The sequence below is a fragment of the Pseudomonas sp. R11-23-07 genome (assembly GCF_003852295.1).
In the GTDB taxonomy this organism is placed as follows: domain Bacteria; phylum Pseudomonadota; class Gammaproteobacteria; order Pseudomonadales; family Pseudomonadaceae; genus Aquipseudomonas.
In genome coordinates, this window is sequence record NZ_CP027761.1 from 3,241,754 (window position 1) to 3,259,629 (window position 17,876).

The following is a 17,876-nucleotide window of genomic DNA, read 5'->3' on the forward strand; positions in this document are numbered from 1 at the left end:
GCTCCCATCAAACCTCTGGGTCGGGAGCCGCTTGCAACGTCGAGGCAATTAGATCGCGCAGCCACCGATGGGCGGGATCGCGGTGCAGCCGCTCGGGCCATAACATGAGCATTTCAAAACCTGGAATGGCCAGTGGAGGTGCCTGCACGTGCAGTGCTGGCTCATCCCGCACCAGCCTTTCCGGCACCACCGCAACCAGGTCGCTGTGCACCAGTGCCGAGACAAGCGAGTTGAAATTGGACACTGACAATACGACGCGTCGCTCCAGCCCTTTAGCGGCCAGCGCCTGGTCGGTACTCCCGACGAACCCGCCGCCATTGGGTGACATCACGGCATGTTCAAGGCCGCAGAACGCTTTGAGCGATAGCTTCGTCGCCAAAGCGGGATGACCGCGCCGCCCTGTCAGCACGTAACGCTCGTGAAGCAACGACCGCTGACGCAGTTTTGGCGGCGCATCATCGCGCGTGTGCAAGGCCAGATCGAGCTGACCGCTTTCCAGATCGTTAGCGAGGCTGGCGGGATGTTTGTTCAGCAATGCCAAGCGGGTATTCGGAGCCAGGCGCCTGAGCAGGGCCAGTGACGGCCAGACCAAAGCCGTCGCGGCGTAATCACTGGCCGCAACCCTCCACGTCTGATCAGACAGTGCAGGCTCAAACGTGCCGCCAGGACTCAGCGCGCCTTCCAATGCGACCAACGCGTCACGCAGCGGCCCGCGCAATTCACGGGCACGCTCGGTAGGCGACATCCCTCGCGGGCCGGGCAGCAACAATGGATCGTCGAGAAGTTCTCGCAGCCGACCCAGTTGCAGGCTGACGGTCGATTGCGCGAGATTGAGCAAGCGCGCCGCCCGTGTCACGTTTTGCTCAGACAACAGCGCATCCAGCGTGACCAGCAAATTGAGATCCAGACGTCGCAAGGTATTGTGCATGTAAATACCATATGTTTCGGAAATTCATTTCTATCATACCGCGTGGGTCGCTACGGTGAGGTATACATCCACTCGGAGCCCACCATGAAGCTGCTACTGATCTACGCCCATCCTGAACCTCGCTCACTCAATGGCGCTCTCAGGGATTTCGCGATCGCCCACCTGGAAGCCGCAGGCCATGAGGTCAAGGTCTCCGATCTATACGCCATGCGTTGGAAAGCGCCCATCGATACGGACGACGCCCCAGGCTATGACGACGCAAACCCCTTCAATCCGGCCATGGAATCGCAACGTGTATTTGCCGCCGGCACCCAACCGGCAGACATCGAGCAAGAGCAGGCCAAACTGCGATGGGCGGACGCCGTGATCTTTCAATTTCCACTGTGGTGGTTCTCGATGCCCGCGATCCTCAAGGGCTGGGTCGAACGCGTCTACGCCTACGGATTTGCCTACGGTGTCGGCGAACACAGCGAAAGCCACTGGGGCGACCGCTACGGCGAAGGCAGCATGACTGGAAAGCGCGCGATGCTGGTGGTCAGCATGGGCGGTTGGGAGTCCCACTACAGTGGTCGAGGGGTGAACGGTGCGCTGGATGACCTGCTATTCCCTATCCAGCATGGGATGCTCTTCTATCCTGGATTCACCGTTGTGCCGCCCTTCCCCATCTATAAGACCAGCAAGATGGACGCCACGCGGTTCGAACAACTATGCACGGCCTATGCTGCTCGGTTGGACAACCTGTTCATTGATCAGCCGTTGCCATTTCGTCGTCAGAATGCCGGTGACTATGACATTCCGGCATTGACACTCAAACCCCATCTTGCGCCCGGCCGTCAGGATTTGGGCATTCATATCGATATAGATGGGGGCGTCACGTCAGGAGACTAGCCGCTCACTGGCGTCCGGTGAGGGCTGCGATGGCAATTCAGACACTAGGCAATACCGGTGACCAGCAGCTCGATCGCAGCCAGTTCCGGCGCGGCGACGGACTACGTCTTTCGGGCCTACCCCGGTCCGCCCATACACTGCGCAGTACTGCAGAGTAATGCTCCGGCGTGTTTGACAAGGCTTCGCCACTCATCACTCGAGATGAGATCGGCTCGCTCCATGGCGTCAGCCCGCCGCAGCAATTCGAAGTATTTAACTTCTGCATCCATTCGATTTCCGCCCAGTGCGGAAAGCTCGCGCCATGCTGTCAGGGTCAGTCTTCGCTGCGCCTCTCTCATGGGAGCCTCTATCTCGATTGCTGGTGAATTCAGCATAGTCGCGGTGGCGAGTCTCAGATCTGGCTTTAGACCAATGGAGCCGCTAAACAGGCGGTGGAGGTCGTGCCCGACGGCAACTACCTTCGAAGCGGTAGGTAGGTCGACTCATGGCTTTGCACAGCGAAAAGCAAGACTTGAATGAGGTTGGTAATAACGTACGTGGTGCTCTTTTTCCTAATAGGTGAAAACGCTGGGCACATCAAGCAGGGCTTGGCGGGATTGAGTCCGAGCGTCTCGCGTTGGCAAAGCTCATATTCAGCATGTACAGCTACAAGAATTTAACTGCGTTCTCGGACAATCAATACTTATAACCAAATCCATGCAAAATTTTTCTTTATGAAAAATCTTCATACGGGTGTCACAATCCACTGCTACGCTGTTTGTGTCAGAGGGCAGGAACGCCCACTTGGGAGCTATTAAACGGCCCACTGGACGCCAGGGAATATTCTGAGGACAGAATTATGGGCGGTACTGATGCAGTGATCTCTGATAATCACTGAACTGCAAAACATGGAGTTGTTATGATAGTTTTAGGAATTACTAACAATGATTTATCAGGTGCTTGCCTGGTCCGCGACGACCGAATCCTCTCGGCGGTGAGTGAAGAACGTTTTACCCGCATCAAAGATGACAAAGTCTGGCCTGCGCAATCTATTTCATTTGTACTAGGTGAGGCGGGTGTAAGTTTAGAGGACGTAGACTATGTCGCCTATGGCTGGAACGCAGGCTTCACCGCTGAAAAGCACTTACCTTTATATTTCGATCGCATTGTAGATGAAGTTAAGAACAACCCTGATGGGCTACCTCTTTTTCGAAAACGTATTACTGACGAAATCACCAACGACAAAGAAAAAAGAGCTGAGTTCGATAAGTTTATCGCAGATAACGCGCTGTCCGCATACTACATAGACCACCATGAATGTCACGCTTTGGGTGCTTATGTATGCTCCCCCTTTGATGAAGCTTTAACCTTAACATGTGATGGGCGAGGTGATTTTCAATCACTGACGCTAACACATTACACACCCAACGAAACCACGGTATTACAGCGTGAAACAAGCGTTGATAGCTTGGGGTACTTCTACGGACGCATCACCCATCTGCTAGGTTACAAACCTAATCGTCATGAAGGCAAGATCACAGGCTTAGCTGCATTCGGCGATCCTGAGAAATTGCTTGGCGTAATGCAACAAATGATTAATGTTGAAGATGGGCGAATTAGAGCCAAATGCGGAGATCTTTTCCTGCCTTCATATAATGGTTATAGCGATACATTACAAAGTTTACTGGCCAAGGAAAAACCGGAAGATATCGCAGCCGCCGTTCAACGCCATGTCGAAGACATGCTAGTTAAAGTCGTAACTTACCATCTAGAAAAGATAGGGAGTAGTAACCTTTGCTTGGCGGGTGGTGTATTTGGCAACGTGAAGCTTAACCAGCGGTTACGAGAAATCCCTAAAGTGCGTAACGTTTATGTGCTGCCATGCATGGGAGACGGCGGCCTGGCATTGGCTGCTGCAGTGGGGGCTGCTTACTTAGAAAAGGGCACACGATTCAAAAACCCGGCGATGACGCTGGGCCCAGCGGCACGTAGTGTTTCACAAAACATAAACCTGATAAATCGTGACTACCCTGAATTGGGTTATCACAATCCGACTAATATCATTGAAACGCTCGTAGATGCTTTAATGGAAAACCAAGTTCTAGGAATGTTCAAAGGAAAAATGGAATTTGGCCCTAGGTCGTTATGCAACAGGAGTATCGTTTACCATGCCAAAGATGCTGACGTGAACGACTGGCTCAACAAACGGATGCACCGAACTGAGTTTATGCCGTTTGGCCCAGTGACAGCTGTCGAGCAGGCCGCCGAATGCTATATCGACTGGTCCGAAGAGCATATTGCCGCTGATACCATGACGATGACATATGATTGCCATCCGCAGTTTATCGAGGCCAGCCCTGCTGTCGTGCATATTGACGGTACTGCTAGACCACAGGTAATTCGTCCTGAAGCGGATCGTTTTATGCACAAGCTTCTAAATGCCTGGCACTCTCGAACAGGGCAATCTGCTTTGATAAACACTTCTTTCAATCGTCATGAAGAGCCGATTGTATGCTCTTCACAAGATGCCTTGGCTGCCCTTAAAGACGGCATGGTCGATTTGGTAGTTATGAGCGAGTCGTTAATCATATGGCGTAAAAACAAGAATAGTTTCGCATTACAGCGCTTTGAGTAAAACCGATGCGCTTAGGGGCTTCCTGAAGCCCCTTTTTTTCAAGATTGGTGTTCAACTGTTTTATTTGGTGACCCGATGTACATGATATTTTTTGGTTTTTTTGCAGCCGAGGGCATTATCTATCCATTCTGGCCAACTTGGCTAGATACTTTAGGATTTGGCGCCAGTCAGATAGGTTTGCTGATCGCGGCAGCTTATTGGCCTCAAATTGTAACAGGGGTATTAATTACTTACGTCGCGGACTGGCGCGTAGATCAAATTTACTTGGCCGCACTATTAAGTTTTTCAGCAGCTATTAGTACTCTGCTGTTTTATTTTCTACCCCCCTCTCTATTTACTTTTATCGCGCTAAGCATTTCGTTTGGCGGACTATGGATGGTCGTGCTGCCTCTGTCCGAGTCGTATCTGCTCAAACGAGACAAACAGTCCATTCAAAATTACGGCTGGGTAAGAGCAGTTGGCTCTTCAGCCTTTATTCTAACGTCAACACTTGGTGGTGTTTTTTTTACTATTTATGGGCTTTCCTGGGTGCCTGTCATTGTTGCCGCAAGCATGATTTTTACAGCGCTAAGTTGCTTATGGTTGAGATATCGAATTCCAAATATAAACTTCTCCAGCGATACTCAGATCATTAAAAAACCAGATTGGAGACGGCTATTCGAAAACAAAATACTGCTACTTGCAATCGCCTCTGCCAGTATAATTCAATTAAGCCACACACTATATTTTGCCACAGCCTCAATAAACTGGGGAATCAAAGGCTACTCATCAACTACAATTGGATTATTTTGGTCAGTCGCTGTAATTGCTGAAATCACATACTTTGCGCTCTCAAATAAAATTTTGAACTTTTTCTCTCCGTTATCCATTGTAATTCTGTCCAGTTTATGTGCATCGCTTCGCTGGGCGTTCTTCTCTAATAGCGATGCCCTATCACTAATCATTGTAGGGCAATGCATGCACGCGCTGAGTTTTGCTGCTTATCACACGGCGATTATGCGCTTTATCCGAGATAACGCTCCGCAAGACATACAGACTTTAACGCAGGGATTCTATTATTCTTTCGCAGTAGCAATACCGATGGGGGTGGCCACGCCTTTTTCCGGCTACCTTTACGAGATAATACCCAATGGCTCTTTTTATGTAATGGCCATTATAGCCTTACTCGGCGCGCTTCTAGCTTTAATCGCTCATCAAAAAATGCGGAACTCTAAACATGATGACACACACGTTTACAGCGGTCTGTTTTGATATGGACGGTGTTCTTATTCAGTCACGGCAAGTTATTGAACATGCCTGGATGAGCGTGGCACGGGAATACGGAATTGAAATCAGCCAAGATTTTATCCATGAGCACATCCATGGCCGACCAGGGGAATATACGCTTCACGCGCTCTTTCCTAACTTTAATCAGCCCACCCGCAGCATTATCAAAAAACAAGTAGATGCTGCTGAAGAGGTAGCAGTCTGTTTGTTGGTACCTGGGGTGAGAGAGCTAATTTCTCAATTGCGGGAACGCTCAGTTCCGTTGGCATTGGTGACTAGTAGTTGGCCCGCTCGTATCGCCTACGTACTCGAACAACATGGCTTGGAAACTAGCTTTGACTGTAGAGTCTCACGCGAGGACGTCAGCAATGGAAAGCCAGCTCCTGATTGTTATCAGCTAGCGGCTCGAAAACTAAACACCCCCATAAATGAGTGCCTGGTCTTCGAAGACTCCGTAAGCGGTGTGCAGTCGGCGGTAAGCAGTGGCGCATGGTGTATCGGTATCGGCAATGACGTTTCGCTAAGCAACTACGGCGCTAAGGCTGTGTATACTGACTTTACCACGCTGCCAACAATCGAACGTTTGACACCAACCTCCCTTTTTAATGACAAATTCTTGATTCTCGGCAACCATAGCTCTAGGAGATTACCTTCTTAATGACATCAACACTAAAGTACGCCGCTATTCTTTGGGAGTTCTTATCTGAAGGACGTCAGCATGAGAACTGTGATTTGTTAGTAGTCTGTGGATCGTACGATCTGCGTGTCTGCGATTACGCTTGCGAATTGCTTCGCAAGGGAGTAGCTGGACATTTATTGTTCACAGGCAATACCGGCAACTGGACTAGACATTTATGGGACAAGACTGAAGCCGAAATTTTTGCTCAGCGCGCGCTAGATCTCGGAGTTTTACATGAGCAATTCAGCTTAGAAAAACGAGCCACTAACTTTGCTGAAAATATTGCCTTTACCAAAGAAATATTTCCACAAATTAAGAGCGCTACTTTTCTTACCAAGCCAAACTCAATCCGCCGAGTAAGGTTAACTTTACCTATCCAGTGGGCGGGCCTTGACGCTTGGGTTGATGCGCCGAGGTATTGTTTCCCTGAGCAAGTTTCCAATCAGGTGGGGGTGCTCGGATTAATCGATGAAATGGTGGGAGATATACAGCGTATTATGCTGTATCCAAAAAAGGGATTTCAGATCGAAGAAGAATTACCGGAAAAAGTCCTAGCGGCCTGGAAGTACTTAATTGAGCAGGGATTTAAAAACCACCTTATTGGTTAGTATGGCGGAATAGAAGAGATAGGCCATGGCAGCAGAACCGCAGAAAGATCGCTTGGCCAAGTCTGCCAGGACGCGCGTGGCGAATGCCGAAGAGGAATTGAGGCTCGGGGGTTAGCCCAGGCACCCGGCAGGCCCTGGCCGCTCTGATGGAATGGTCAGGCATTACTGAGCAGAGCGAGGCGATGACGCTGATGATTCATCACCTTCATGCGCTGGGCTCAGCTAAGTGCCTGCCACCCTCGAATCCGCCGCGCCACGAAATTGCGCCTGCCCCCAGAAACGCAAAAGCCCCGCACTGCGGGGCTTTCGTGTAAATCTTGGCGGGAAACCAGGGATTCGAACCCTGGAGACGCTCTTAACGTCCGCCGGTTTTCAAGACCGGTGCATTCAACCACTCTGCCAATTTCCCTTGTGCGTTACAGAATCATAATAGCTCATCCTGCGTCAGCGGGCGCAATAATACCCGAATGAAACACACTGTCAAACTCTCTGCATAGCTTGTTACAGAGCGTCTGTTATGATCTTTGCGACTGAACGTTTCAAAACTGAAGGAGAGTCGCCATGCGCGAACAGAATTACGCAGTGAATGGCAACGCGCAGGCTGAGCAGCTTGAAGTCAGCCGCGTCTTGCGCAATACGTACGGCCTGCTCGCCCTTACCCTCGCATTCAGCGGCGTGATGGCTTATGTGGCCCAGCAGATGCGCGTCGGTTATCCCAATATCTTTGTCGTGTTGATCGGCTTCTATGGTCTGTTCTTCCTGACCAACAAGCTGCGTGACTCGGCCTGGGGCCTGGTGTCGGCCTTTGCCTTGACCGGTTTCATGGGCTTTATCCTGGGCCCGATCCTTAACCGTTACCTCGGCATGGCAGGCGGCGCGGAAGTGGTGAGTTCGGCATTTGCCATGACCGCGCTGGTGTTTGGTGGCCTGTCGGCGTACGTGCTGATCAGCCGTAAGGACATGAGCTTCCTGGGCGGCTTCATTACCGCGGGCTTCTTCGTGTTGCTGGCGGCAGTGGTAGCCGGCATGTTCTTCCAGATCAGCGGCCTGCAACTGGCGATCAGCGCAGGTTTCGTGCTGTTTTCCTCGGTGTGCATCCTGTTCCAGACCAGCGCCATCATCCATGGTGGCGAGCGTAACTACATCATGGCGACCATCAGCCTGTATGTGTCGATCTACAACCTGTTTATCAGCCTGTTGCAGATCTTCGGCATCATGAGCCGTGACGACTGATTGTTAACGCTATAAAAAATGCCCCGTATCGCGAGATACGGGGCATTTTCATTTCCGGGGCCCAAGGACGATCAGTACTGGTTAGGTTCCATTTCCAGTTCCACCCCGAAGCGCTCGACAATATCCTGCTGGATACGCAGCGCCAGGTTGGCAATCTCACGCCCGGTGGCCGAGCCATAGTTCACCAGTACCAGCGCTTGCAATGCATGCACGCCAGCGTCGCCCTCACGAAAGCCCTTCCAGCCCGCCTTGTCGATCAGCCAACCGGCGGCGAGCTTCGTTTGCCCGTCTGCCTGAGGGTAGGCCACCAGGTCCGGATACTGGCTTTTCAGCTCAGTAGCCAAGGCCTGGGGCACCAGCGGGTTCTTGAAGAAACTGCCGGCATTGCCAAGCTGAGCCGGGTCGGGCAATTTTTCGCGGCGAATGCTGCAAATCGCCCGGCTTACATCCATCGGCGTGGCATCGGTAATCCCCTGCCCGGCCAGACGCTGCTGCACCGGGCCGTAGTCGAGTTTCAGGTGGCTGGCGCGGCTCAAGGCAAAGCGTACCCGCAGGATCAACCAGCGGCCGACTTCATGCTTGAACAGGCTGTCGCGGTAGGCAAACCGGCACTCCTGCAGGCTGAAATCCCGCAGTTCGCCGGTCTGACGATCCAGCGCAGTGAGGCCGGCGAATACATCCTTGATCTCCACGCCGTAGGCACCGATGTTTTGCATTGGCGCCGCACCGACCGTGCCGGGGATCAGGCTGAGGTTTTCCAGGCCGCAGAAACCCTGTTCCAGAGTCCACAACACAAAGGGGTGCCAGGCTTCGCCCGCTTCGGCTTCGACCACCACCTGCAGGCCATCATCGTGCAGCACGCGAATGCCTTGGGTGGCCATACGCAACACCAGGGCAGGCACGTCCTGGGTCAGCAGCAGGTTGCTGCCGCCCCCGATCACCAGCAGCGGCACACTGTGCGCCTCGGCGTAGGCCAAGGCTTCTCGCACGTCGGCATCACTACGGGCCTCGGCAAATAGCTGGGCGCGCACGTCGATGCCAAAGCTGTTGAACGGCTTGAGGGAGACCTGCGCCAGTACTTGCAAGGTCATAACCGCCCCTTCAATTCGATCACCAATAAATCACAGGCGCGCTCGATAAGGTCCAGGACCCGCTCAAAACCTTGTTCGCCTTCATAATAAGGGTCTGGCACCTCGTCCACTTCACCGCCGAAGCGGCGCAGGAATATATCCAACTGCGCCTTACCCTGTGCAGGCCGCATGGCTTTGAGGTGGCGCAGGTTGCTGTGGTCCATGGCCAGGATCAGGTCATAGCGCGCAAAGTCGGCGCGGCAGACCTGCTGTGCACGTTGGGATGACAAGTCATAGCCCCGCGCCAGCGCCGCACGTTGGCTGCGCTGATCCGGTGGGTTGCCGATATGCCATTGCCCAGTTCCCGCTGACGCCACCTCAACCTGGCCGGACAAGCCTGCTTCGCGCAACTTATGGCGCAAAACGCCTTCGGCGGTGGGCGAGCGGCAGATATTGCCCAGGCAGACAAACAGGACCTCCATCAAGCCCCCAGCAGGCGACGGACGCGCTCGAGGTCTTCCTGGGTGTCGACGCCTGCAGGCGGCGCTTCCAGCGCATCGCCCACATGGATGCGCACGCCGTGCCACAGGGCCCGCAGCTGCTCCAGGGACTCGGTGTTCTCCAACCAGCACGGGCCCCAGCTGACGAAGTCATGCAGGAAGCCGGCGCGATAGGCATAAATGCCGATATGGCGGCGGTACGGCACACCTTGCGGCAGTGCATCGGGGTTGCTGGCGAAGGCATCCCGCGCCCAGGGCAGGATCGAGCGGCTGAATGTCAGGGCCAGGCCGTTGATATCGCTGACGACCTTCACCACGTTGGGGTTGAACAAGGTTTCGCTGTCTTCGATCGGTTCGGCCAAGGTGGCCATGCGCGCTTCGCCATGGGCCGCCAGATTGGCGGCGACCTGGTCGATGACGCTTGGCGGGATCAACGGCTCGTCGCCTTGCACGTTCACCACGATGGCGTCGGGCGCCAGGCCCAGTTGCGTGGCCACTTCGGCCAGGCGGTCGGTGCCGGAATTATGGTCTTCGCGGGTCAGCACCGCCTCGGCGCCGAAACCTTTGCAGGCTTCGATGATGCGCGGATCATCGGTCGCCACCACCACCCGTTCAGCGCTGCTTTTACAGGCCTGTTCCCATACCAGCTGGATCATCGGCTTGGCACCGATCATTTGCAGCGGCTTGCCCGGCAGGCGGGTCGACGCATAGCGCGAGGGAATCACCACGGTAAAGGCGGTAGTCATTTATCCAGGCGCTCATCGGTCGTCAGGGTACGGGCTTCGCTTTCCAGCATCACCGGAATGCCGTCACGGATAGGGTAAGCCAGGCCGGCACCTTTGCTGATCAGCTCGGTTTTGTCGGCGCTGAGCTTGAGCGGGCCTTTGCAGATCGGGCAAGCAAGGATGTCGAGCAGTTTGGTGTCCATGAGTAGTTCCTGGAAATAAACGGTTTAAGGCAAAAGACGGTTGGGCAGCAAGCGCATCAACTGCGTATCGAACCAGGCGACGAATGCTGGCGACGGCAGCGCATCCACCGCAAGGTACCACCAGTCGGGCCGGGCGAAGGCGCGGCACTTCACCGCGTCTTTTTCGGTCATGACCAGCGGCAATAGCGGCGTGAAATCCAGCACCTCGGCGCTATAGGGCGCGTGGTCGGCAAACGCATGGGGGATCGGCTGCCAGTGTAGCGTTTCAAGGGTATTGAAGAAACGTTGCGGATTGCCGATACCGGCAACCGCGTGTACCGGTTGGCCTACCGGAAAGTAGCTGACCGGCTTCCGCTCGCCGCTGTGCAGGTTGACCAGCGCAGAGGGTTGCAGACGGAAGGCAAAGCCGTCTTCGCGGTCCGAGGCGGCGCCGTTATAGAGCAGCGCATCAACGCTCTGCAGGCGCTCAACCGGCTCACGCAACGGCCCGGCCGGCAGGCAGCGGCGATTGCCCAGGCCACGGGCGGCATCGATCAATACCAGCTCGAGATCACGGGCCAGACGATAGTGCTGCAAGCCGTCGTCGGAAAGGATCAGATCCAGGGTTTCGCTGGCCAACAGCGCTTTCACCGCACGACTGCGGTCCGGATCGATCATCAACGGTACCCCGCAGCGCTGCACGATCAGCAACGGTTCGTCGCCGGCCACTTCGGCACTGTGGTTGGCCTCGACCCGCCACGGCAACTGTGGCGGCTTGGCGCCATACCCACGACTGACCACGCCTACGCGCAACCCACTGCGCCGACAGTGCTCGATCATCCACAGGATCAGCGGCGTCTTGCCAGTCCCGCCTACGGTGATATTACCCACGACCACAACGGGCACCGGCGACTGGTAGACAGCGCCCTCACCCGCCAGGAAGCGCGCGCGCTTGCGCTGCACCACCCGGCGATACAAGCACTCCAGCGGCTTTAACAGCACGAGGGCCGGATGCCCGTCGTACCAGGCCTTGAGCAAACGATCGGACATGGCCATCAGGGTGGGCTCGCCGCCTCGACGGTGGTCATGCGCAGATGACTGAAACCGAGCTTGCCGGCAGCGTCCATCGCGGTAATCACTGCCTGGTGCTGGGTTTTGCCGTCAGCGCTGATCGACAGTGGCATGTTGGTGTCGCCCCCGGACTCCTTCTGCAAGGCCTCCATCAAGCTGGCCAGGTCGTTTCTCTCCAGCAACTGGTTGTTTACCGAAAACACGCCATCGGCGCTGATGGCGATATCCAGTTGCTTGACCTGCTGGTCTTCGGCTGGGGAGCCGCTCACGGCTTCGGGCAAGTCGACGCGCAGCTGGGTTTCCCGGGTGAACGTGGTGGTAACGACGAAGAACAGCAGCAGGATAAACACCACGTCAATCAGCGACGCGAGGTTGATATCGACATTTTCCCGTTGCTTGCGGCGAAATTTCACGCTTTGCCCTCGACCAGGTCCACATCACGGTCGCCCTGCACCACCTCCACCAGCTTGATGGCTTCCTGTTCCATGCCGACCACCAGTTCATCGATGCGCCGTTGCAGGAAGCGGTGGAAGAACACCGACGGGATACCCACCATCAGGCCCGCAGCCGTGGTGATCAGCGCTTTGGAAATACCACCGGCCAGCACCGCAGCGTTGGTGGTCATGCCCGAGCCCATGAACGAGCTGAAGATGTCGATCATGCCCAGCACCGTACCCAGCAAACCGAGCAGCGGCGCCATGGCGGCGATGGTACCGAGGGCGTTGATGTAGCGCTCCAACTCATGGATCACCCGCGCTGCGGCTTCCTCGATGCACTCTTTCATGATCTCGCGACCATGCTTGGAGTTGGCCAGGCCGGCGGCGAGGATTTCACCCAGTGGCGAATTGGCGCGCAGTTCCTTGAGCTTCTGCTTGTCGAGCTGCTTGTTCTTGATCCAGCCCCAGACTTGCCCCAGCAGATGCTCGGGGGTAACGCGACTGGCACGCAGGGTCCACAGGCGTTCGGCGACGATGCCGAGTGCGGCAATGGAACTCATGATGATCGGCAACATCATCCAGCCGCCGGATTTGACCAATTCCCACACAGTGAATGCCCCCTCGAAAAAGTGCGCCACTTTATCATATAGGTTCGGCAGCGGGGTTCGTTGGCCGCAGACCGGACTGTCGCAGCCCGCGGTGTTTGGTAACGCCGGATTACGGTAACGGTTCGCGCCAGAACCGGCGTTGACTGCGCGCAACAACGGCGGGGTGGAACGCGCCCAACTGAAGACGCACGGCACCTTGCTCGGCGCTGTCGTATAGCCGGCTGCCCAGGGCCCGATAGCGTTCTACCACTTGCGAATGAGGATGACCAAAGGCATTGCCCCGGCCTCTGGAGATCAGCACCGATCCAGGCGCAAGCCGTTGCACAAAAGGCCTGGATGACGAGCTGCGGCTACCATGATGGGGCGCCTGCAGCCAATCGGTGGGCACCGCCAACGGTGTGTCAAGCAATGCGCGCTCCGCCGCACGGTCGATATCCCCGGTGAGCAGCAGCCGCTCACCGCTGGCCTGCACCTGCAATACACAGGATTTGGCGTTGCCACTGATGGCGCCGGACCACTGCCATAACACGAACGACACACCATCCCACTCCCATCGTTCGCCACTGATACAAGGCTCGGTCCCCAGAAACGCCGGCAACCCGTCGGTTTCACCGCCAACCACGCGCCGGATGGGCAGCCCACGGGCGATAGCTGCAGCACCACCGGCATGATCGGCGTCGGCATGGCTCAGTAGCAGCATGTCCAACCGCTCTACTCCGAACTTTTTCAACGACGGCAGAACCACGCGCGCGCCCAGGTCGACCGCCCCCGAACGCGGCCCCGCGTCGTAAAGCAAGGCGTGGTTGCGGGTGCGCAAGATCAATGCCTGCCCCTGGCCGACATCCAGCTGCACCACCGTTACCTGCCCATGGGGTACCGATTCCTTGGGTGGAAACACGGCCAACAGCAGCATGGGCCAGCCCAGCAACCGAAATGGCACGCCCTTGGGCAACAGCAATAACACCGCGCCCGCCAGGCTGACCAGCCAATAAACCAGCGGCACCTCAGCCAGCGTCCAGGCCGGCAACTGCCCCGCCAGCAGGGTCAGCCCCTTGAACCATCCCTCCAGCGCTCCGCCGGCCAACCAGAGCAAACCGTCACCGGCCAACGGCAGCCACAGCAGCGCCGTGCCCAGCAACGCCAAAGGCAACACCACCAGACTGATCCACGGCACGGCGAATAAATTGGCCACAGGCGCAGTGAGGCTGATGGGTAAACCCAGCACCAGCAGGACTGGAAACAAACCGATGGCAATCAGCCACTGAGGACGCGTCCAGGCCTGCCAGACACTCCAGGGCCCGAGCCGTCCGCCGAACGTCAGCACCAGGATCGCAACCGCTGCAAAGGACAACCAGAAACCCGGCTGCAGACTGGCCAGAGGCTCAAGCAGCAGCACAGCGTTGAAGGCCAGCAGCAACGGCCACCACACGCCCAAATGCCGAAAGCGCAGCCGCCATAGCAATACCAGGCCCACCATCACGCAGGCCCGCTGCACCGGCACGCCGAAACCCGCCAGCAGTCCATAACCCAGCGCTGCCATAAAGGCCAGGCCGCAGGCCCACGGCAGCCATGGCAGGTTGCGTGGCCAGCAACCGTAACGCGCCATCCCGGCCACCAGTGCGTAGATCAGCCCGGCCAGCAAACCAATGTGTTGGCCGGAAATGACCAACAGGTGCACGGTGCCGGTGTCTTGCAACACCTGCCATTGCTCCGTGCGCAGCCCGGAACCGTCACCCAGCACCAACGCCGCCACGGCGGCTTCATGGGTTTGCGCATCCGCAGCCATCAGGCGCTGGCGCAGGCTGTCGCGCAGGGCATTGCGGGCTGGCGCGAGGCGCTCACCGTCTTTCACCGAGCCCGTGGCGCCGATGCGTTGCGCCAGCAGCCAGGCCTCGTGGTCGAAACCGTGAAAATTGAGCAGGCCGGACGGCCGCTTGAGGGTGACAGCCAAGCGCCAGCGTTCTCCACTGCGCACCGGCGGCCCGCCGTGCCAGGACACCCGGATGCGCTTGGGTAGCCGGGCTTTGCGCGACCGGCTGTCGGCCAGGTCAAAACGCACGCCGGTGTCGGTCTGCTGAGGCAAGCCGATCACGCGCCCTTCCACCCATCGCGTTTCGCCGTCCAGTGTTGGTCGCAATCGATCATCCAGTGCCCACTGCGCGCTGATGCACGCCCAGCTCAAGCCCAGCAGGAAAAACGCCAGCGGATAGGTACGAAACGGCACTAACATCAATGCCAGCACCAGCATGGCCAACAGCCATCCGGTGGGCGGCAACACCGGTAGAAAACGCAGGGTCAGCAGCCCCAGCGCAAGCGCGAACATCCCTGTCCTCATGAGTCATTCCTTTAAATGATTCACTCAGTCTTAGCCGGGGTTCCCAACGGCGCCTTTGATGTTTTGTCACAAAGTCTGAATTTTCTGTTTATAGAATGCGCGCATACTTGCCCCTCGAACTGACCTGGACCCCTTATGCCCCGGCGCTTATTCAAACGGTACATGCCCGACCCCAGCAGTATCAGGGAACACAAGTCATTACAGTTTCTTGGCACCCTGCTGCATGACCCGAACCTCTGGCACCTCAACCGGCACTCGGTGGCCCGCGCCATGGCCGTGGGTCTGTTTGCCGCGTTTATCCCCATTCCCTTGCAAATGCTGCTGGCCGCGATCCTGGCGATCGTGGTGCGCGGTAACATGCCGATTGCCGTCAGCCTGGTGTGGCTGACCAACCCGATCACGATGCCGGTGGTGTTTGTCTGCACCTATATGACCGGTGCCTGGTTGATGAATGTGCCGCCACGCAGCCTCCCCGATAACCTCACCTGGGAATGGATCAGCGGCGAATTGAGCACGATGTGGCAACCATTCCTGCTGGGCTCGGTGGTATCCGGATTGGTCTTGGGCGCATTGGCCTATTGCCTGACCATGGGCTATTGGCGCTGGTGGGTCGCGCACCAGTGGAAGAAACGCAAACTGCGCCGCCGCTGATGGCTAACGGGCAGGCAAACGCAGATGTACGCGCAGGCCCTGCCCGGTATTTTCCGCCCAGATACGCCCGCCCTGGCGCTGCACCGCGTTGCGCGCAATGCTCAAGCCCAGGCCGAAGCCGCCGTCACCGGGCCGGGAACCGTCCAACCGGATAAAGGGCGCGAAGATACGCTCCAGGTCGGCCTCATCGATGCCGCCCCCCTGATCCTCCAGCCAGACATGCCAGTGCGCGCCTTCGCGTGCGCCGTCCAATGTCACCCGGCCTTGGCCTGGTGAGTGGCGTATTGCGTTACGCAGGATGTTTTCCAGGGCCTGGGCCAGTGCATTGAGATTGCCGCGCACCCAGCACTCAGCTGGCAACAGGCAGGGTAAACGCGATGCCGGCCAATGGCTTTCGAAACACGCGTTTTCCCGCAGCATGTCCCACAGCGCCGGCAGCTGAATGTCCTCCTGGGGCAGTGGCGCCCGGTCGCTGTCGAGCCAGGCCAGTTGCAGGCTGTCTTCCACCAGGCGCTGCATGGCGTCGATTTCCCGATTCAAGCGTTCACGCAACCGCGCCAGGTCCTGCTCGCTGTCGCAGGCCACGCGCAAGCGGCTCAGGGGCGTGCGCAACTCATGGGACATGTCCCGCAGCAGCTGTTGCTGCAACTGCACCGTGCCCTGCAAGCGTTCGGACATATGGTCGAAGGCGCGTCCCAATTCACCCAACTCGTCCTGGCGGCTGGTCGCGTCGCCGGACATCCGCGCCGTCAATTGGTCCGCACGCCAGGCATTGGCCTGCGCACGCAATTGATTGAGGGGCATGATCAGCAATCGATACAGGCCGATACACAGCAATAAGGTAAACAACCCAGGAATCAGGCCGTTGGTGATGACCCGCCAGAACAGTTGATAACGCCCCGGCATAAAGCGCTTGGGCAACTCGATCACCAGTGACCCCGCATCGGGGTCGACCGGGAAGGCGATTTTCAACCAGGGCAAGCCTTTGGCATGCCGGCTCACCGGCCAGTCCAGTCCGCGCAAGAAGGTCAGGCGCTGGCTTTGCTTGTCGCTCAACGGTGCGCTGCCAAGGGATTGCAAGTCATTGCCAATGACGCCCAGCCACGTGGTTTCACGCTCAGCCATATGCTGCAACCACGCATCCACACCGGCACTGCCCTGGGTACTCCACGCCAACTCGGCGCCGGCTGCATAGCCGCGGAGCGTGTCGCGGGCTTCGTCAGTGAGGTAGGCACTTTGCTGTTCCATGTAGCGGCCCCAGGACCAACTGAGCCAGATCATCAGCAAACAAAACGCGATCAGCAGGCACGCCAGCTTCCAGAACAACGAATGCCTGCCCGGCAACCGCTCAAAGCCCTTCATCGTGACCGCTCAACACATATCCCTTGCCCCACACCGTGCGCACTTCGCGCTCGGTGTAGCCGATCGCCTTGAGCTTGCGGCGAATCTGGCTCACATGCATGTCGAGACTGCGATCGTGTGGGGCATAACCGCGCTGCAGCACGTGCTGATAAAGGAAAGCCTTGCTGAGTACCTCTTCGGCGTTGCGGTGCAAGGTTTCCAGCAGGCGGTACTCACTGCGTGTCAGGCCGGCCCAGTGCGTGTGGTAGACGACATCGCACAGCCCCTCGTCAAACCGCAGGACCTGCGCATCATCGCGCAGGGGCGCAAGGCCCGGCGGCGGGCGACGGTCCAGGGCCACCCGGCGCAGGATGGCTTCGATGCGCACCCGCAGCTCGATCATGCTGAACGGCTTGGGCAGGTAATCGTCGGCGCCCAGGCGAAAGCCGCTGACACGGTCGGCTTCGGCGCCCAGGGCCGACATCAGGATCACCGGTATGGCATGACTCTGGCGCAAATGCGTAAGGACTGACAGCCCGTCCAGCCCTGGCAGCAGAACGTCCATCAGCACCAGGTCGAACGCTTGGTCGCGGGCCAGCTGCAAGCCTTGCTGGCCATTGCGGCACCATGTGACCTCGAAGCCACAGCGGCCCAGATGTTCATGGACGTAGGCGCCCAACACGGGGTCATCCTCGATGGTCAGGATACTGGGTAGGCCAACGGCTGCGGGATTCATTAGC

General features: G+C 57.2%; 18 protein-coding genes and 1 tRNA gene. 7 read left to right on the top strand and 12 right to left on the bottom strand.

The genetic code is table 11. From position 1 onward, the window contains the following. Positions 1 to 7: 7 nt before the first annotated feature. Entirely contained in the window at positions 8 to 928 is a 921-nt protein-coding gene (locus C4J84_RS14750; RefSeq protein WP_124435617.1) for a LysR family transcriptional regulator, read from the bottom strand. A gap of 84 nt (positions 929 to 1,012) precedes the next feature. On the opposite strand from C4J84_RS14750, the gene C4J84_RS14755 reads away from it, so the two are divergent. The 5 genes from C4J84_RS14755 to C4J84_RS14780 all read left to right on the top strand — a co-directional run bounded on the left by C4J84_RS14755 (position 1,013) and on the right by C4J84_RS14780 (position 6,983). Further along, positions 1,013 to 1,816 (top strand): NAD(P)H-dependent oxidoreductase, encoded by an 804-nt coding sequence (locus tag C4J84_RS14755; protein ID WP_124435618.1) that lies wholly within the window; start codon positions 1,013 to 1,015, stop codon positions 1,814 to 1,816. An 898-nt stretch (positions 1,817 to 2,714) separates the two neighbouring features. Next, the gene (locus C4J84_RS14765; RefSeq protein ID WP_124435619.1) at positions 2,715 to 4,430 is read left to right on the top strand and encodes a carbamoyltransferase N-terminal domain-containing protein; all 1,716 of its coding nucleotides are present in this window, start codon (positions 2,715 to 2,717) and stop codon (positions 4,428 to 4,430) included. A gap of 75 nt (positions 4,431 to 4,505) precedes the next feature. Then, positions 4,506 to 5,681 (top strand): MFS transporter, encoded by a 1,176-nt coding sequence (locus C4J84_RS14770; RefSeq protein WP_124435620.1) that lies wholly within the window; start codon positions 4,506 to 4,508, stop codon positions 5,679 to 5,681. Then, entirely contained in the window at positions 5,647 to 6,354 is a 708-nt protein-coding gene (locus C4J84_RS14775) for an HAD family phosphatase (RefSeq protein WP_256681353.1), read from the top strand. Before C4J84_RS14770 ends, C4J84_RS14775 begins: the two co-directional genes overlap by 35 nt. Beyond that, the gene (locus tag C4J84_RS14780) at positions 6,354 to 6,983 is read left to right on the top strand and encodes a YdcF family protein (protein WP_124435621.1); all 630 of its coding nucleotides are present in this window, start codon (positions 6,354 to 6,356) and stop codon (positions 6,981 to 6,983) included. The genes C4J84_RS14775 and C4J84_RS14780 overlap by 1 nt, the downstream gene beginning before the upstream one ends. Before the next feature lie 318 nt (positions 6,984 to 7,301). On the opposite strand, the gene C4J84_RS14790 is transcribed toward C4J84_RS14780, so the two are convergent. Beyond that, positions 7,302 to 7,392: transfer RNA gene (locus C4J84_RS14790), tRNA-Ser, on the bottom strand. A 152-nt stretch (positions 7,393 to 7,544) separates the two neighbouring features. Here C4J84_RS14790 and C4J84_RS14795 point away from each other — a divergent pair. Further along, positions 7,545 to 8,216, top strand: coding sequence for a Bax inhibitor-1/YccA family protein (locus C4J84_RS14795; RefSeq protein WP_053256786.1), 672 nt, complete (start codon positions 7,545 to 7,547; stop codon positions 8,214 to 8,216). A 71-nt stretch (positions 8,217 to 8,287) separates the two neighbouring features. Here the strand turns inward: C4J84_RS14795 and murB are convergent, their stop codons facing one another. The 8 genes from murB to C4J84_RS14835 all read right to left on the bottom strand — a co-directional run bounded on the left by murB (position 8,288) and on the right by C4J84_RS14835 (position 15,144). Beyond that, positions 8,288 to 9,307, bottom strand: a complete 1,020-nt coding sequence (gene murB, locus C4J84_RS14800; protein WP_124435622.1) for a UDP-N-acetylmuramate dehydrogenase — start codon at positions 9,305 to 9,307, stop codon at positions 8,288 to 8,290. Beyond that, complete coding sequence (locus C4J84_RS14805) at positions 9,304 to 9,768, bottom strand: low molecular weight protein-tyrosine-phosphatase (protein WP_124435623.1); 465 nt, start codon at positions 9,766 to 9,768, stop codon at positions 9,304 to 9,306. Before C4J84_RS14805 ends, murB begins: the two co-directional genes overlap by 4 nt. Continuing rightward, the gene (gene kdsB / locus C4J84_RS14810; RefSeq protein ID WP_124363254.1) at positions 9,768 to 10,532 is read right to left on the bottom strand and encodes a 3-deoxy-manno-octulosonate cytidylyltransferase; all 765 of its coding nucleotides are present in this window, start codon (positions 10,530 to 10,532) and stop codon (positions 9,768 to 9,770) included. Before kdsB ends, C4J84_RS14805 begins: the two co-directional genes overlap by 1 nt. Then, positions 10,529 to 10,714 carry a Trm112 family protein gene (locus C4J84_RS14815; protein ID WP_003174668.1) on the bottom strand — a complete coding sequence of 62 codons (186 nt, stop codon included), beginning with the start codon at positions 10,712 to 10,714 and terminating at the stop codon, positions 10,529 to 10,531. Before C4J84_RS14815 ends, kdsB begins: the two co-directional genes overlap by 4 nt. A gap of 24 nt (positions 10,715 to 10,738) precedes the next feature. After that, positions 10,739 to 11,749: a tetraacyldisaccharide 4'-kinase gene (gene lpxK, locus C4J84_RS14820; RefSeq protein WP_124435624.1), complete on the bottom strand. Its 1,011-nt coding sequence runs from the start codon at positions 11,747 to 11,749 to the stop codon at positions 10,739 to 10,741. Next, entirely contained in the window at positions 11,749 to 12,177 is a 429-nt protein-coding gene (locus C4J84_RS14825) for a biopolymer transporter ExbD (RefSeq protein WP_124363256.1), read from the bottom strand. The genes lpxK and C4J84_RS14825 overlap by 1 nt, the downstream gene beginning before the upstream one ends. Further along, positions 12,174 to 12,809 carry a MotA/TolQ/ExbB proton channel family protein gene (locus tag C4J84_RS14830; protein ID WP_122676958.1) on the bottom strand — a complete coding sequence of 212 codons (636 nt, stop codon included), beginning with the start codon at positions 12,807 to 12,809 and terminating at the stop codon, positions 12,174 to 12,176. Before C4J84_RS14830 ends, C4J84_RS14825 begins: the two co-directional genes overlap by 4 nt. A 109-nt stretch (positions 12,810 to 12,918) precedes the next feature. Further along, on the bottom strand, positions 12,919 to 15,144 hold the full coding sequence (locus C4J84_RS14835) for a DNA internalization-related competence protein ComEC/Rec2 (RefSeq protein ID WP_124371044.1): 2,226 nt from the start codon (positions 15,142 to 15,144) through the stop codon (positions 12,919 to 12,921). Positions 15,145 to 15,279: 135 nt separating this feature from the next. Here C4J84_RS14835 and C4J84_RS14840 point away from each other — a divergent pair, with 135 nt between their 5' ends. Next, the gene (locus C4J84_RS14840) at positions 15,280 to 15,795 is read left to right on the top strand and encodes a DUF2062 domain-containing protein (protein WP_124363258.1); all 516 of its coding nucleotides are present in this window, start codon (positions 15,280 to 15,282) and stop codon (positions 15,793 to 15,795) included. A 3-nt stretch (positions 15,796 to 15,798) separates the two neighbouring features. Here the strand turns inward: C4J84_RS14840 and C4J84_RS14845 are convergent, their stop codons facing one another. Continuing rightward, the gene (locus C4J84_RS14845; RefSeq protein WP_124371045.1) at positions 15,799 to 17,157 is read right to left on the bottom strand and encodes a sensor histidine kinase; all 1,359 of its coding nucleotides are present in this window, start codon (positions 17,155 to 17,157) and stop codon (positions 15,799 to 15,801) included. Then, positions 17,144 to 17,872, bottom strand: coding sequence for a response regulator transcription factor (locus C4J84_RS14850; protein ID WP_124371046.1), 729 nt, complete (start codon positions 17,870 to 17,872; stop codon positions 17,144 to 17,146). The genes C4J84_RS14845 and C4J84_RS14850 overlap by 14 nt, the downstream gene beginning before the upstream one ends. Positions 17,873 to 17,876: the final 4 nt, after the last annotated feature.